Source organism: Streptomyces sp. NPDC029159 (assembly GCF_055564055.1).
Map to the genome: position 1 here is coordinate 14,301 of NZ_JBVHWT010000009.1, position 14,148 is coordinate 28,448.

General features: G+C 74.0%; 14 protein-coding genes. 3 read left to right on the forward strand and 11 right to left on the reverse strand.

What is annotated here, in order from left to right; all coding sequences use genetic code 11:
• Positions 1-5: 5 nt before the first annotated feature.
• The 4 genes from ACZ4U4_RS18715 to ACZ4U4_RS18730 form a co-directional block, all read right to left on the reverse strand.
• Positions 6-1,034, reverse strand: coding sequence for a 6-phosphofructokinase (locus ACZ4U4_RS18715; RefSeq protein WP_467875271.1), 1,029 nt, complete (start codon positions 1,032-1,034; stop codon positions 6-8).
• 192 nt (positions 1,035-1,226) lie between these two features.
• Positions 1,227-1,922 (reverse strand): response regulator, encoded by a 696-nt coding sequence (locus tag ACZ4U4_RS18720; protein ID WP_467875273.1) that lies wholly within the window; start codon positions 1,920-1,922, stop codon positions 1,227-1,229.
• Positions 1,919-3,229, reverse strand: a complete 1,311-nt coding sequence (gene macS / locus ACZ4U4_RS18725; protein ID WP_467875276.1) for a MacS family sensor histidine kinase — start codon at positions 3,227-3,229, stop codon at positions 1,919-1,921. The genes ACZ4U4_RS18720 and macS overlap by 4 nt, the downstream gene beginning before the upstream one ends.
• Positions 3,230-3,258: 29 nt before the next feature.
• Complete coding sequence (locus tag ACZ4U4_RS18730; RefSeq protein ID WP_467875875.1) at positions 3,259-4,026, reverse strand: lysophospholipid acyltransferase family protein; 768 nt, start codon at positions 4,024-4,026, stop codon at positions 3,259-3,261.
• Positions 4,027-4,222: 196 nt separating this feature from the next.
• Between ACZ4U4_RS18730 and ACZ4U4_RS18735 the strand changes: the two genes are divergently transcribed.
• Positions 4,223-5,020 (forward strand): alpha/beta hydrolase, encoded by a 798-nt coding sequence (locus ACZ4U4_RS18735; protein WP_467875279.1) that lies wholly within the window; start codon positions 4,223-4,225, stop codon positions 5,018-5,020.
• Positions 5,007-5,681 (forward strand): hypothetical protein, encoded by a 675-nt coding sequence (locus tag ACZ4U4_RS18740; protein WP_467875283.1) that lies wholly within the window; start codon positions 5,007-5,009, stop codon positions 5,679-5,681. Before ACZ4U4_RS18735 ends, ACZ4U4_RS18740 begins: the two co-directional genes overlap by 14 nt.
• A gap of 4 nt (positions 5,682-5,685) precedes the next feature.
• Here ACZ4U4_RS18740 and ACZ4U4_RS18745 read toward each other — a convergent pair whose 3' ends face one another.
• The 6 genes from ACZ4U4_RS18745 to ACZ4U4_RS18770 all read right to left on the reverse strand — a co-directional run bounded on the left by ACZ4U4_RS18745 (position 5,686) and on the right by ACZ4U4_RS18770 (position 10,732).
• Entirely contained in the window at positions 5,686-6,438 is a 753-nt protein-coding gene (locus ACZ4U4_RS18745; RefSeq protein ID WP_467875285.1) for an endonuclease/exonuclease/phosphatase family protein, read from the reverse strand.
• 77 nt (positions 6,439-6,515) lie between these two features.
• Complete coding sequence (locus ACZ4U4_RS18750) at positions 6,516-7,457, reverse strand: ROK family glucokinase (protein ID WP_467875288.1); 942 nt, start codon at positions 7,455-7,457, stop codon at positions 6,516-6,518.
• Between the two features lie 74 nt (positions 7,458-7,531).
• Positions 7,532-8,011, reverse strand: coding sequence for a DUF5304 domain-containing protein (locus ACZ4U4_RS18755; RefSeq protein ID WP_467875291.1), 480 nt, complete (start codon positions 8,009-8,011; stop codon positions 7,532-7,534).
• Positions 8,012-8,110: 99 nt separating this feature from the next.
• The gene (locus ACZ4U4_RS18760; protein ID WP_467875294.1) at positions 8,111-9,319 is read right to left on the reverse strand and encodes an ArsA family ATPase; all 1,209 of its coding nucleotides are present in this window, start codon (positions 9,317-9,319) and stop codon (positions 8,111-8,113) included.
• A 2-nt stretch (positions 9,320-9,321) separates the two neighbouring features.
• A complete protein-coding gene (locus ACZ4U4_RS18765; protein WP_467875296.1) occupies positions 9,322-9,795 on the reverse strand; it encodes an SRPBCC family protein in 474 nt (157 codons plus the stop codon).
• A gap of 160 nt (positions 9,796-9,955) precedes the next feature.
• A complete protein-coding gene (locus ACZ4U4_RS18770) occupies positions 9,956-10,732 on the reverse strand; it encodes a metallophosphoesterase family protein (protein WP_467875299.1) in 777 nt (258 codons plus the stop codon).
• 291 nt (positions 10,733-11,023) lie between these two features.
• On the opposite strand from ACZ4U4_RS18770, the gene ACZ4U4_RS18775 reads away from it, so the two are divergent.
• Positions 11,024-12,820, forward strand: a complete 1,797-nt coding sequence (locus ACZ4U4_RS18775) for an AMP-dependent synthetase/ligase (protein ID WP_467875302.1) — start codon at positions 11,024-11,026, stop codon at positions 12,818-12,820.
• Between the two features lie 131 nt (positions 12,821-12,951).
• Here ACZ4U4_RS18775 and ACZ4U4_RS18780 read toward each other — a convergent pair whose 3' ends face one another.
• The gene (locus tag ACZ4U4_RS18780; RefSeq protein WP_467875305.1) at positions 12,952-14,094 is read right to left on the reverse strand and encodes a glycosyltransferase family 4 protein; all 1,143 of its coding nucleotides are present in this window, start codon (positions 14,092-14,094) and stop codon (positions 12,952-12,954) included.
• Positions 14,095-14,148: the final 54 nt, after the last annotated feature.

Consider the following 14,148-nt stretch of genomic DNA (forward strand, 5'->3'; position numbering starts at 1 on the left):
TGCCGTCAGCCGAAGAACACCCCCGCCTCCGCGTACAGCGCCGGATCGACCGTCTTGAGCTGCGCCGTCGCCTCGGCCAGCGGGACCCGCACGATGTCGGTGCCGCGCAGCGCCACCATCGAGCCGAAGTCGCGGGCATGCACCGCGTCGATGGCGTGCAGTCCGAAGCGGGTGGCCAGCCAGCGGTCGAAGGCGCTGGGCGTGCCGCCGCGCTGGGTGTGGCCGAGGACGGTGGTCCGCGCCTCCTTGCCGGTCCGCCGCTCGATCTCCTTGGCCAGCCACTCCCCCACCCCGGAGAGCCGGACGTGCCCGAACGCGTCGGTGCTGCCGTCCTTCAGCACCATCTGGCCGTCCTTGGGCATCGCGCCCTCCGCGACGACGACGATCGGCGCGTAGCGGACCCGGAAGCGGGACTCGATCCAGGCGCAGACCTGCTCGACGTCGAAGCGCTGCTCGGGGATGAGGACGACGTTGGCGCCGCCCGCCAGCCCCGAGTGGAGCGCGATCCAGCCCGCGTGGCGGCCCATCACCTCGACGACCAGGACCCGCATATGGGATTCGGCGGTGGTGTGCAGCCGGTCGATGGCCTCGGTGGCGACGCCGACGGCGGTGTCGAAGCCGAAGGTGTAGTCGGTGGCCGAGAGGTCGTTGTCGATGGTCTTGGGGACGCCGACGCAGGGGATGCCGTGTTCCTCCCAGAGCCTTGCCGCGACGCCGAGGGTGTCCTCGCCGCCGATCGCGATCAACGCCTCGACCTCCTCCTTCGCCAGCGTCTCCGTGATCCGCCGGACGCCGTCCTCCTCCCGGAAGGGGTTGGTCCGCGACGAGCCGAGGACCGTACCGCCGCGGGGCAGGATGCCGCGGACCGCGGCGATGTCCAGCGGGCGGACGTCACCCCGCAGCGCTCCGCGCCAGCCGTCGCGGAAGCCCGCGAAGGTGTGCCCGTACTCCTGGGTACCCTTGCGGACGACGGCCCTGATCACCGCGTTCAGACCGGGGCAGTCGCCACCGCCGGTCAGCACTCCGACCCGCATCGCCTTCACCTACATCCCGTCAGAGGGCCGCGCGCGGCCCCGCACGAACCGATGCGGTCACGCTAGACGTGATCTGGGTCACTCCGGGATGGGTGTACAGCCGACTCCGGTGCGCTCAGGGCGAGTTGGCGCCGGACGATCACCCGTACGGGCGGGGGCACGGCGCGGCGGTGACGCGGCCACGCCCCGCCGTCAGGCGTCGTCGAGCCCGCGCTCGATGGCGTACCGGACCAGCTCGACGCGGTTGTGGAGCTGGAGTTTGCCGAGGGTGTTCTGGACGTGGTTCTGCACCGTGCGGTGCGAGATGACCAGCCGCTCGGCGATCTGCTTGTACGAGAGGCCCTTGGCGACCAGCCGCAGCACCTCGGTCTCCCGGTCGGTCAGGCTCGGGGCGCCCGGCTCGTCCGCGGTGGCGGGGGCCGGCTCCGTCGCGAGCCGCCGGTACTCGCCGAGGACCAGCCCGGCCAGCCCCGGCGTGAAGACCGGCTCACCGGCGGCGGTGCGGCGCACCGCGTCCAGCAGCTCCTCGGTGCTCGCCGACTTCAGCAGATAGCCGGTCGCCCCGGACTTCACCGCCTCCAGCACATCGGCGTGCTCCCCGCTGGCCGACAGGACCAGGACCCGCACACCGGGGTGCGAGCCGACGACCTCCTTGCAGACCTGCGCACCGGGCAGCCCGGGGAGGTTGAGGTCGAGGACGAGCACCTGCGGCACGACGGCACGGGCCCGGCGCACCGCCTGGGGGCCGTCGCCCGCGGTGGCCACCACCTCGCACCCGGCGGCCGCCAGGTCCCGGGCGACGGCGTCGCGCCACATCGGGTGGTCGTCGACCACCATCACCTGGATCCCGTGGCCGCCTGCCGGAGCCGTGCCGTCCTGGTCACTCATGCGCGCGCCTTTCCCCCGCGTCGGCCCTCGGGCGGTGCGCCCTTGGGTACGGTCAACTCCACCTCGGTGCCCTGTCCGGGGACCGACAGCCACTCGGCGGTGCCGCCCAGGTCCCGCAGCCGCCCGCGGATCGACAGGACGACCCCGAGCCGGCCCTCCCGCTCGGCGTCGTCGAGCCGTCCCTCGGGGATGCCGGGGCCGTCGTCCCGGACCGTCACCACGACCGCCTCCGGCTCGTCCTCCAGCAGCACCCACGCCCGGGCGCCCTCCCCGGCGTGCACCCGTACGTTGTCCAGCGCGGCGCCGACCGCGGCGGCCAGCTCCCCGGCGGCGTGCGCCGGCAGCTCCACGGCGGCGCCCGGTTCGGAGAACGTCACCCCGCTCCCGGCGTACGGGGCGAGCAGCGCCCGTACGTCACAGCTGCTGCCCTGCGCCGCTTCGGCGGGCGGCGCGGCGGCCACCGGCGGCGCCGCGGCGGCTGCCGGTGCGCCCGCTCGGGGATGCGGGACCAGCCCGCCGGCCACCAGCGTCCGCAGCGCGACCTCCTGCTCCCCGGCCATCCGGCCCAGCTCCGCCGCCTCCCCGCCGATCGCGGCGCCGCGGCGCTGCACCATCGCGAGGACCTGGAGGACGCTGTCGTGGATGTCGCGGGCCAGCCGCTCCCGCTCCCGGGTGGCCGCCTCGATCTGGAGCGCGCGGGCGAGGGTGCGCTCACTGTCGCGGGCCACCTCGACGACGTAGCCGATCGCCACGCTCGCCACCCAGACCAGCACGACGTTGTGGATGGTGTTGCCGGCCAGCTCCTCGCGTTCGACGAGGTTGGCGACGGCCACCAGGCTGGAGGCGAGCATCGCCCACCGCCAGCCGCCCTTGATCGCGAAGCCGAGGACGGAGCCCGCGGTGCAGATCGACGGCAGCGTGGCCGCGCCGCCCATGATCCGCTCATGGGACTCGACGACCATGGTCAGCAGGATGCCGCCGACTGCGAAGGTGATGTCACCGGCGAGGAAGCGCCGGGTGCAGCGCTCCGCCGAGGTGGTGTGGCGCCAGGTCAGCGCGGTCCAGACGGCGAGCGCCGCCATGTAGCCGACCGCGCCGAGCGGATGCACGTACTTCTCGTACTGCGAGGCGACCAGGCAGCAGGTGTAGATCAGCGTGAGGATGCGGTAGCCGGTGAGCGCGCGCCAGAGCGGCAGCTCCACGGACATGCGCAGCCCCGGCCGCGGCGCGGCGGGCGCCGTGCCCTCCGCCGCCGCCCCGTCCGCTTCCGCCGTGCTCCCCAGATCCTTGCTGTCGGTGTCCGCCATCCCCGGCCCCCACCCCTCGCCGGGCGCGCCTACGCCCCGGCCTCGGCCTTACCCGGTCCGTCCGTGCCGTGCCCCTTGCCTTTACCAGGACCCTCGGCCTTCTTCGCCTCGGCCTCGGCCTTCTTCTTCGCGTCGGCGATCTGCCGCTTGGCGGCCGTCGCATAGATGTCGACGTACTCCTGGCCGGAGAGCTTCATGATCTCGTACATCACCTCGTCGGTGACCGAGCGGAGGATGAAGCGGTCGCCCTCCATGCCCTGGTAGCGCGTGAAGTCCAGCGGCTTGCCGATGCGGATGCCGGGCCGGATCATCTTCGGGACGATCTTGCCGGGCGGCTGCACCTTCTCGGTGTCGATCATCGCGACGGGGATGACCGGCGCACCGGTGGCCAGCGCGACCCGGGCCAGGCCGCCGGGCTTGCCGCGGTAGAGGCGGCCGTCGGGCGAGCGGGTGCCCTCCGGGTAGATGCCGAACAGCTCACCGCGCTCCAGCACCTCGATACCGCTCTTGATGGCCGCCTCGCCCGCCCCGCGCGCTCCCGAGCGGTCGACGGGCAGCTGCCCCACGCCCTTGAAGAACGCGGCGGTCAGCTTGCCCTTCACGCCGGGCGAGGTGAAGTACTCGGCCTTCGCGATGAAGGTGACCTTGCGGTCGAGGACCGCGGGCAGGAAGAAGGAGTCCGAGAAGGACAGGTGGTTGCTCGCGAGGATCGCCGGCCCCTCGGCGGGAACGTTCTCGATGCCTTCCACCCAGGGACGGAACGCCAGCTTGAGCGAACCGCCGAGAGAGAACTTCATTGCGCCGTAGATCAACCGACTGCCTCCTGTGTGTGACGCAAAGACCTTAACCCGGCCCGGAGCCCGGTTCGTCGCCTCCGGTCGCCGTCCGGGCCGAGGCGGGCCCCCGCATCGCGCGATCGCCCTTACCCCACCGGCGTCACTCCGCGTACGCTGCAGGTGACGAGCGAGTTCCCCCATCGATCGGAGTTCCCCGGTGCCGCTCCTTCCCGGAGCCGAGCCGTTCCGCCGTGACGGCGGAGAGGTCGGCGTCCTCGTATGTCACGGCTTCACCGGCTCCCCGCAGTCCGTACGCCCCTGGGCCGAGTACCTCGCCGACCGCGGGGCGAGCGTCGCGCTGCCGCTGCTGCCCGGCCACGGCACCCGCTGGCAGGACATGGCGGTCACCACGTGGCAGGACTGGTACGCGGAGGTCGACCGCGAGCTGCGGGCGCTGTCCGAGCGGTGCACCAAGGTCTTCGTCTGCGGGCTGTCGATGGGCGGCGCGCTGGCGCTGCGGCTCGCCGCCCGCCACGGCGACGCGATCAGCGGCGTCGTGGTGGTCAACCCCGCCAACAAGGTGCACGACGCGATGGCCGGGCTGCTGCCCGTGCTGCGCCACCTCGTCCCGACGACGAAGGGGCTGACGAGCGACATCGCCGCGCCGGGCATGGCGGAGGTCGGCTACGACCGCGTCCCGCTGCACGCCGCGTACTCCGTGCGGCAGTTCTTCCGGCTGGTGGACGCCGAACTCCCGCAGGTCACCCAGCCGTTGCTGGTGATGACCAGCCCCCAGGACCATGTCGTCCCGCCGGCCGACTCCGAGCGGATCCTGGCCCGGGTGTCGTCGACGGACGTGGACCGGACGCTGCTGGAGCGCAGCTACCACGTCGCCACGCTCGACCACGACGCCGAGCAGATCTTCCGGGACACCGCCGCCTTCATCGAGCGGCTGGCCCCGGGCGCCCTGACCGACCCGGCGGACGAGAGGACGGCGGCCCGTGGCGGAGCGTAGCCCTCGCGATCCCCAGGACCCGCTGGACGAAGAGGCCGCCTGGGCCCAGATCGTCGCGGGTTACGGCGAGGAACCGGCGTGGGACGACGCCCGCCGGGAGGTACGGGGCGAGACCGCCGACTCCGGGAAGCCCGGCGCAAACGCGCAGGCCACGAGCGATACGGCCGCACCGGAGAGCGAGCGGCCCGGCACCGCGGCACCGAAGCCGGACGCACCGGACGAGGACGGCGGAGCCGAGGAGCAGGCCGCGGAGGAGGACGGGCCGAAGGCGGCTCCCGGCCCCGCGGCGCCCGGCTCCGGCTCCGGCTCCGGCTCCCCCGGCAGCTTCGTGGTGTACGCGCCGGGCGTCGGCCCGCGCGACTGGAGCGCCGCCGAGCCCTCCGATGACGACTTCGACGAGGACGACGAGGGCCACTTCACCCCGCCCGAGCCGCCCCCGCTCCCGCAGGCCGACGTCACCGCGAAGTTCGCCTGGCTCGCCGTGCTCGGCGGTCCGCTGCTGCTGATCGTCATGGTGCTGCTCCAGCAGCCGGTGACGTGGTGGATCACGGTCCTGGGCATCGGCGGCTTCCTCGGCGGCTTCGCCACCCTGATCGCCCGGATGAAGGACGACGACGAGGACGGCGACGGACCGGCGCCGGGCAGCGGCGCGGTGGTCTGAACCGCTACGTCCTGCCGGCCGGGATCCGCAGCGCCGCGAGCACCGGCAGATGATCGGTGGCGGCCGTCAGATCCGCGGCGTCCACCCCGGGCAGTCCGTGCGGGACGCCGCAGCCCAGCACCTCCACACCGCCGGTGGTGAAGAGCGCGTCGATGCGCTGGTGCGGCTCGCGCGGCGTCGAGGTGAACTCCCCGCCCCACGGGTGCGCGGCCCAGGCGTCGGTCAGCGCACCGGACAGCCGCCGGAAACTCCGGCCGTCCGGCCGGTCGTTGAGGTCCCCGCCGGCCACCGCGTACGGCACGTCCAGCGCCGCCAGCTCCGTCAGCAACCGTCCGGCCTGCGCGTACCGCTCCTCGGCAGCGAGGCTGAGATGGCAGCTGAGGACGCCGAGGCGGGCGCCGCCGACGCGGACGACGGCGGTGGCGAAGCCGCGCCGGTGCAGGCCCGGGGTGCGGGGCAGCAGGATGTCAGCGGTGCGCTCGACATGGACGCGGAGCGCGGCGAGGATCATCGGGCCGGTGGTGGTGGCGCCGCCGGTGACATACGTCAGACCGCTCGCGCGGGCCAGCCGTTCGGCGGCCTTGCGCCAGCGGAAGAACCGCGGCGCCTCCTGGATCAGTACGAGATCGGGCGCACAGCCGCGGATCACCCGGGCGAGGGCCGCCCCGTCGTCGCGCAGCGAGCGGATGTTGTAGCTGAGCACCCGTACGACGGCCGAACCGTCCGGTGCGGTACGGGATGCGGGAAGCACGGACATCACGGCGGCTCCTTGTGCCGGCGACGGGGCCCGGAAACTGCGGCGCCCGCCGCGTCCGGGACGCGGCGGGCGGTGGTTCAGCCCTGGCGGGCGAGGTCGGCGGCGCCGACCAGCCCGGCCTTGCCGCCGAGTTGGGCGGCGAGCACCTGGGCGTGCGGCCGCCACTGACTGCCCACCAGCCAGCGGCGGAACGACTTGCGGATCGGGTCGAGGACCAGCTCGCCCTCGTCCGAGACGCCGCCGCCGACGATGAAGGCGGACGGGTCGAAGAGCGAGGCGAGGTCGGCCAGACCGGCACCGGCCCAGCGGGCCAGCTCGCGGAAGGAGTCGACGGCGACCGGGTCACCGCGGCGGGCGGCCTCGCTGACGTGCCGCCCCTCGATGCCCCCGGGGGTGCCGTCGCCCAGGCCCAGCAGGACCGCGGCGTCCTTGGGGGTGGCGGAGGCGCGCTGGCGGGCGTAGCGGAGCAGGGCGCGGCCGGAGGCGTACTGCTCCCAGCAGCCCTGGCTGCCGCAGCCGCACAGCAGACCGTCGGGGACGACCCGGATGTGGCCGAACTCGGCGGCGACGCCGAAGCGGCCGCGGCGCAGCTTGTTGCCGATGATGATGCCGCCGCCCAGGCCGGTGCCGAGCGTGATGCAGATGACGTCGCTGTGACCGGCGCCGGCGCCGAAGCGGTACTCGCCCCAGGCCGCGGCGTTGGCGTCGTTCTCGACCACGACGGGCAGGCCGACGCGCTGTTCGACCTTGTCCTTGAGCGGTTCGTGCCGCCAGTCGATGTTCGGCGCGAAGAGGACCGTGGCCCGCTTCTCGTCGACGTATCCGGCCGCGCCGATGCCGACGGCCTCCACCCGGTGGGCGGCGCCGACGGAGCGGACCGCGTCGGCGATGGCGTCGGTCAGCGCCTCGGCGGTCTGCGGGGTCGGCACCGTGCAGGTGTCCAGGATCGAGCCCTCTTCGTCGACCACGCCGGCCGCGATCTTCGTGCCGCCGATGTCGACGCCGATGGTGAGTCCCATGTGTCCCTCAGTTGTCTCTCGAACCCCGCCGTGATCCACCGTACCGGAGCGGGAGAGGGGGACCCTCCGGCCTGTCAGTCGAGATCGATGCGTTCGGTGCCCGTGGGGCCGTCGTCGTCGCGGGGGTCCTCGGGGCGGCCGGCGGGCCGGGGGTGGTCGCCGGTCTCCTTGCGGGTCCAGCGGGCCTCGCCGCTCTCGACCGCGGAACGGTAGGCGGCGAGCAGCTCGGAACCGGCGGCGGCGAGGTGGTCGAAGACGTCCGGGTGGCGCTCGACGACCGGCTCGACGGCGGCCTTGGCCTGGCGGAACAGGCTGCTGACGGCGGTGGACGCGGCGGCGCCGCCGAGCGCGCCGGGCAGCTGGATCCCGGCGAGCTTGTCGCTCACCGCGTCGGCGAGCTTGCGCAGTTCATCGGCGGCGCTGCCCGGCGGGACGCCCTGCTCGGCACGGCGGCGGGCCTTCTCCGCGGCGAGGTCCTCGGCGCAGGCCGTCTCCCAGGCGTCGGCGTCGGGAGCGGCCGTCGGCTCGGCCGGACGGTCGGTGGCATCACTCATGGCGGGCTCCGTGGACTCCTGCTGCGGATGGCCGCGGTACGCCGGGGCGCCCGGCGGCCGGGACTCTCCTTCGACGGTACCCGAACGGGGGTACGCGGATCAGCTTCCCTCGGGCCTGTCGGGCCAGAGTGCCGGGTCCGGGGTGAAGCGGATCTGCAGCACGCCCTCGCGCAGTCCGGCGCCGGTGACGGTGCAGCGGCGCAGTGCCGAGGGCAGGGTCCGTATCCGGCGGTGGCGGCCGACGGTGACGACGATCTCGTCGCCGCGGCGTACCAGCCCCAGGCCCTCGCGGGCGGCGCCGGGCAGCGGTACCCGCCACACCAGCAGTCCGTCGTCGGCGAGCCGGTCCTCGACGGTCCAGGGGTCGGCGGCGCGCGCGGCGGTGTCCGTGGTGGCGCCGATGCGGGCGGCGTCCGGGCCGAGGAGCGCGGCGAGGGCGTCTAGGCCCTGCGGGTCGCGGCCGAGGTGGGCGACCTCGTGGACCGGGACGCCCGCCACCTCCTCACGCAGCGCCGTCAGCGCGTCCTGCTGGGCGCCGGCGAGCGCGGCGAGGAACGGATCGGCGGAGCCGGTCGGCAGCAGCCGGTTGACGAGGACCGCGTCGGTGCGGCGGCCGTGCAGCGCGAGCCCGGCGCGGGCGGCGCGCAGCGCCCCGGCGGCGACCGGCCCGGCGTCGGTGACCAGCCGGACGGTGGTGCCCGGCGCGTCGATCACGGCCTGGACGGCGGCGAGTTCCTGCTCCCAGTGGTCGGCGGCCTCGTAGAGCTTCTGGGCGGGCATGGGCACCCCGGCGAGCTGGGCGAGGACCGGGCGCAGGGCGCGGGCGGCCTGGCGTTCGGCGGGCAGCAGCCGGCGCAGATAGCGGCGGACCTGCGCGGGGAGCGCCAGCAGCTGGATCGTTTCATCGGCGGGCGGGGCGTCGACGACGACGGTGTCCCAGGTGCCGGAGGTGTGCGCGGCGCGCAGCGCGTGCAGCAGCGCGAAGGATGCGGCGCCGGGGAGTTCGGTGAGTTCGTCGGCGTCGAGCGGGGTGGCGCCGAGCAGGTCGAGGGCGGCGCCCGCGCGGTCCTGGAAGGCGAGGAACTCGGTGCGGAAGCGGTCGCCGGGGTCGATGGCGCGGGCGTGCAGTCCGGGGGTGATCTCGGTGGGCGTGGTGGACAGCTCGGTGCCCAGGACGGCCTGCGGGGCGCTGCTCCGGCCGGTGAGCAGCAGCGCCCGTGCGCCCTGCCGGGCCGCGGCCAGTGCGGTGGCCGCGGCCAGGGTGGAGCGGCCGGCGCCGCCCGCGCCCGTGACGAGGACGGTCCGCACGTTCAGCGGGTCCCGGCCGCGTCGGCGGTGTCCTCGGGGCCGGACTCCACGCGCTTCTTCAGGCCCGCGAGCGCGCGGTCGATGATGACCTTCTCGGCCTTGCGCTTGATCATGCCGAGCATCGGGATCTTGACGTCGACGGTGAGCTGGTAGGTCACCTCGGTGGCCGCGCCGCCGTCGACCGGGGCGAGGCGGTAGGAGCCGTCGAGGGCGCGCAGCATCTGGGACTTGACCAGCGACCAGCTGACCTCCCTCTCGCCGGTCCAGGTGTAGGCGAGGGTGTGGTCGTCCTTGATGGCACCGGCGTCGAGGAGGAGCCGGACCTGTGTGGCGCGGCCGTGGTCGTCCTTGTCCAGGACCTCGGCCTCCTTGACCTCGCCGGTCCACTGCGGGTAGCGCTCGAAGTCGGCGATCACTCCCATCACCTCGGCGGGCGGCGCCGCGATCGTGATGCTAGAGCTGGTGTGTTCGGCCATCGCCGTGACTCCTCCATGCCGATTGCGCCGGTGCGGCCCGGCCCCCGGCTCGCGTCGAACCCGGTGTCTCTGCTGCTGAAGGCTACCGCGCGGCGCGGCGGCGCCGGACACCAGCGGGCCGGGCGGCGCGGGCCCCGGACGGCCCGGCGCGGCGGCCGGTTCACCACTCCAGGACGTACGGCCTGCCGGTCGCGCGGAAATGGCCGACGTTGACGCACTCGGTGGCGCCGATGCGCATCCGGCGGGCGAGCGGCTGGTGGACGTGGCCGAAGAGGGAGTAGCGCGGGCGGGTGCGGCGGATGGCGTCGAGCAGGGCGGCGCTGCCGCGCTCGAAGCGGCGGGCGACGGTGTCGTAGCAGAGCTCGGGGACGTCCGGCGGGATGTGGGTGCAGAGGACGTCGACCTCACCGACCGCCTCGATCTTGGCGGCGTACTCCTCGTAGCCGATCTCGTACGGCGTGCGCATCGGGGAGGGCAGGCCGCCGCCGACGAAGCCGAAGACGCGGCCGCCTATCTCGACGCGCTGGCCGTCCAGGACGGTGGTGCCCTCGCGGGCGTACTCGGGCCACAGGCGCGGGATGTCGACGTTGCCGAAGGTGGCGTAGGTGGGGGTGGGCAGGGCGGCGAAGAGTTCGGCGTACTGGCCGCGGACGGCGGTCTCGATGACGGATTCGCGCGGCTGCCCGGCGGCGTCCAGCTCGCCCCACAGGCGGCGGCCGAAGGCGCGGGCCTCGTCGAAGCGGCGGGCGTTGCGCAGGTCGATGAGGCGGCGGGCGTTGTCGGCGCCGAAGAGGCTGGGGAAGATGCCGCGCGCGTGGTCGGCGTAGTCGAGGAAGAGCACGAGATCGCCGAGGCAGACGAGGGCGTCGGCGCCCTCACCGGCGCGGGCGAGGTCCCGGCTGTTGCCGTGTACGTCACTGACCACATGCAGTCGCATGCCGGAAATCCTAGGTGCCGGTTCCGCGGGTCGGGAGGGCGCCGTCCGCCGGTTACTTTCCGGTCACCGAAACGCTGGTCTAGTCTGCGCGGGCGGCCTGCGCCTCGCAGGTGGGGCCGTAAGTCCCACGGCGCACCCTTGACATGTGACGCATCGAACATCTGGCCGTACCCCCTACCCCAAAGCAATACCGGTGGGTAACGTCCGGGCAGTCCAGTCCCCTGCCAGTCATGGACCGAACCGGTGCAGCACACAGCGTCGTGGCACCGGCGCCAATGAGGAGCAGCAGTCTTGCGCGAGTTCAGCCTTCCGGCTCTGTACGAGGTCCCTTCGGACGGCAATCTGACGGATCTCATCCGCCGCAACGCCGCGCAGCACCCGGAGGTCGCGGTCGTGGGCCGGAAGGTCGACGGCGCGTGGCAGGACGTCACGGCCACCGCATTCCTCGCCGAGGTCCGCGCGGTCGCCAAGGGGCTGATGGCCTCCGGCATCCAGCCCGGCGACCGCATCGGCCTGATGTCGCGCACCCGCTACGAGTGGACGCTGCTGGACTTCGCCATCTGGAGCGCCGGGGCGATCACCGTACCGGTCTACGAGACCAGCTCCGCCGAGCAGATCCAGTGGATCCTCGGCGACTCCGGCGCGGTGGCCTGCCTGGTGGAGACGCCCGCGCACGAGGCGGCCGTGGAATCCGTACGCGACCGGCTGCCCGCGCTGGCCCACATCTGGCAGATCGAGCGGGACGCCGTCGCCCGGCTGTCGGCCGCGGGCGCCGCGCTGACCGACGAGGAGGTGGACGAGCGCTCCGCCCTCGCGGACGCCGACTCGCCCGCCACGATCGTCTACACCTCCGGCACCACCGGCCGCCCCAAGGGCTGTGTCCTCACCCACCGCAGCTTCTTCGCCGAGGTCGGCAACGTCGTCGAGCGGCTGCGTCCGCTTTTCCGCACCGGTGAGTCGTCGGTGCTGCTCTTCCTGCCGGTCGCGCACGTGCTGGGCCGGCTGGTGCAGATCGCCTGTGTGATGGCGCCGATCAAGCTGGGCCACGCGCCGGACATCAAGCACCTCACCGACGACCTCGCCTCGTTCCGGCCGACGCTGATCCTGGGCGTGCCCCGGGTCTTCGAGAAGGTCTACAACGGGGCGCGTGCCACCGCGCAGGCCGACGGCAAGGGCAAGATCTTCGACCGGGCGGCGGACACCGCCATCGCCTACAGCAAGGCGCTGGACACCGCGGCGGGCCCGAAGTTCGGTCTGCGGCTGCGCCACAAGTTCTTCGACAAGCTGGTCTACGGCAAGCTCCGCGCCGTCCTCGGCGGCCGCGCCACGCACGCCATCTCCGGCGGCGCCCCGCTCGGCGAGCGGCTCGGCCACTTCTACCGCGGCATCGGCTTCACCGCCCTGGAGGGGTACGGCCTGACGGAGTCCTGTGCGGCGACGGCCTTCAACCCCTGGGACCGGCAGAAGATCGGCACCGTCGGCCAGCCGCTGCCCGGCTCGGTGGTGCGGATCGCCGACGACGGCGAGGTGCTGCTCCACGGCGAGCACCTGTTCACGGAGTACTGGAACAACGAGGCGGCCACCGCCGAGGCACTCTCCGACGGCTGGTTCCACACCGGCGACCTCGGCACCCTCGACGAGGACGGCTACCTCACCATCACCGGGCGGAAGAAGGAGATCCTGGTGACGGCGGGCGGCAAGAACGTCGCCCCCGCCGTGATCGAGGACCGGATGCGGGCGCACGCGCTGATCGCGGAGTGCATGGTCGTCGGCGACGGCCGGCCGTTCATCGGTGCGCTGATCACCCTCGACGAGGAGTTCCTGCCGCGCTGGGCCGCCGAGCACGGCCGCCCCGCGGACTCCACCGCGGTCTCACTCGCCGACGACCCGGAGCTGCTGGCCGCCGTGCAGCGCGCCGTGGACGACGGCAACGCCGCGGTCTCCAAGGCCGAGTCGGTCCGGAAGTTCCGCATCCTGCCGACCCAGCTGACCGAGGACTCCGGCCATGTCACGCCGTCGCTGAAGCTCAAGCGGAACGTGGTGGCGAAGGACTTCGCCGAGGAGATCGAGGCGCTCTACCGCGGCTGACGGACCGGCCGGCACGGCAGACGTACGGGGCGCGGCCCACCGGGCGCGCCCCGTCGGTGTGTCCGGAGGCGGCCGCTCCGGGGCTCGCCCGCACCCTTCCGACCTGCGGGTTCACGGACGCGCCCGCAGGCTCAGAGCAGTTCCTTCAGCTTCTCGGCGAGCAGGTCCCAGCGCCACTTCTCCTCGACCCAGACCCGGCCCCGCTCGCCCATCCGGCGGCGCAGCTCCGGGTCCTGAAGGAGCGTGACGAGGCGTTCGGCGGTGGCCTGCGGGGAGCCGCCGGGCACCACCCAGCCGGTCTCGCCGTCCAGCACCGCGTCCGGCGCACCGCCGGAGTCACCGGCCACGACGGGCAGCCCGGTGGCGGACGCCTCCAGGTAGACGATGCCCAGGCCCTCGACGTCGAGGCCGCCGCGCCGGGTGCGGCACGGCATCGCGAAGACGTCGCCCGCGCCGTAGTGGGCCGGCAGCTCCGCCCACGGCACCGCGCCGGTGAACCGCACCGACCCCGCCACCCCGGTGCGCTCCGCCAGCGCCCGCAGCTCCTTCTCGTACGGGCCGCCGCCGACGATCAGCAGGACGGCGTCCGGCACCGCGGCGGTGATCGCGGGCATCGCCTCGATCAGGGTGTCCTGCCCCTTGCGCGGCACCAGCCGGGAGACGCAGACGACGACGGGCCGGTCGGTGAGGCCGAGGCGGGCGCGGATCTCGTCGCCGCCGGAGCCGGGGTGGAAGGTCTTCTCGTCGACGCCGGGCGGCAGTTGGGCCATCCGGGCGGCGGCCTCGGGGGTGAGCGCGGCGCCGATCCGGCGGCGGGTGTACTCGCCGAGGTAGGTGAGGGTGTCGGTGCCCTCGCCGATGCGGCGCAGCAGCTGCCGGGCGGCGGGCAGCTGCGCCCAGCCGGCCTCGTGGCCATGGGTGGTGGCGACGATCCGGCGCGCCCCGGCGGCGCGGAGCGCGGGCGCCATCAGGCCGAGCGGTGCCGCGGCCCCGAACCACACCGACGTACAGCCGTGCTCGCGCAGCAGCGCGGTGGCGCGGCGGGTGACGGCCGGGGTGGGCAGCAGCATCGTCGTACGGTCGCGGACGACCGGGAACTCCTGCTCGGCGTCGAAGGCGGCGGTGGCCTCGCGCCCCTCGGCGCCGCGCTTCCAGGTGGAGGCGTACACGACGACCTGGGTGGGGTCCAGGCGCTGCGCCATGTTGTGCAGGAACGCCTGGATGCCGCCGGGGCGCGGCGGGAAGTCGTTGGTGACGATGAGGGTCTTGTGCACGCTGGTCTCTCGGCGTCGGTTCGGCTCGGCGGGCGCGGCCCGGTGGCCCCGCCC

Bases quoted from the DNA above. Each gene is read 5' to 3' on its own strand.
- ACZ4U4_RS18715 (WP_467875271.1), bottom strand. From the start codon at position 1,034: ATGCGGGTCGGAGTGCTGACCGGCGGTGGCGACTGCCCCGGTCTGAAC.
- ACZ4U4_RS18730 (WP_467875875.1), bottom strand. From the start codon at position 4,026: ATGAAGTTCTCTCTCGGCGGTTCGCTCAAGCTGGCGTTCCGTCCCTGG.
- ACZ4U4_RS18765 (WP_467875296.1), bottom strand. From the start codon at position 9,795: ATGGCCGAACACACCAGCTCTAGCATCACGATCGCGGCGCCGCCCGCC.
- ACZ4U4_RS18755 (WP_467875291.1), bottom strand. From the start codon at position 8,011: ATGAGTGATGCCACCGACCGTCCGGCCGAGCCGACGGCCGCTCCCGAC.
- ACZ4U4_RS18720 (WP_467875273.1), bottom strand. From the start codon at position 1,922: ATGAGTGACCAGGACGGCACGGCTCCGGCAGGCGGCCACGGGATCCAG.
- ACZ4U4_RS18745 (WP_467875285.1), bottom strand. From the start codon at position 6,438: ATGTCCGTGCTTCCCGCATCCCGTACCGCACCGGACGGTTCGGCCGTC.
- macS (WP_467875276.1), bottom strand. From the start codon at position 3,229: ATGGCGGACACCGACAGCAAGGATCTGGGGAGCACGGCGGAAGCGGAC.
- ACZ4U4_RS18770 (WP_467875299.1), bottom strand. From the start codon at position 10,732: ATGCGACTGCATGTGGTCAGTGACGTACACGGCAACAGCCGGGACCTC.
- ACZ4U4_RS18750 (WP_467875288.1), bottom strand. From the start codon at position 7,457: ATGGGACTCACCATCGGCGTCGACATCGGCGGCACGAAGATCGCGGCC.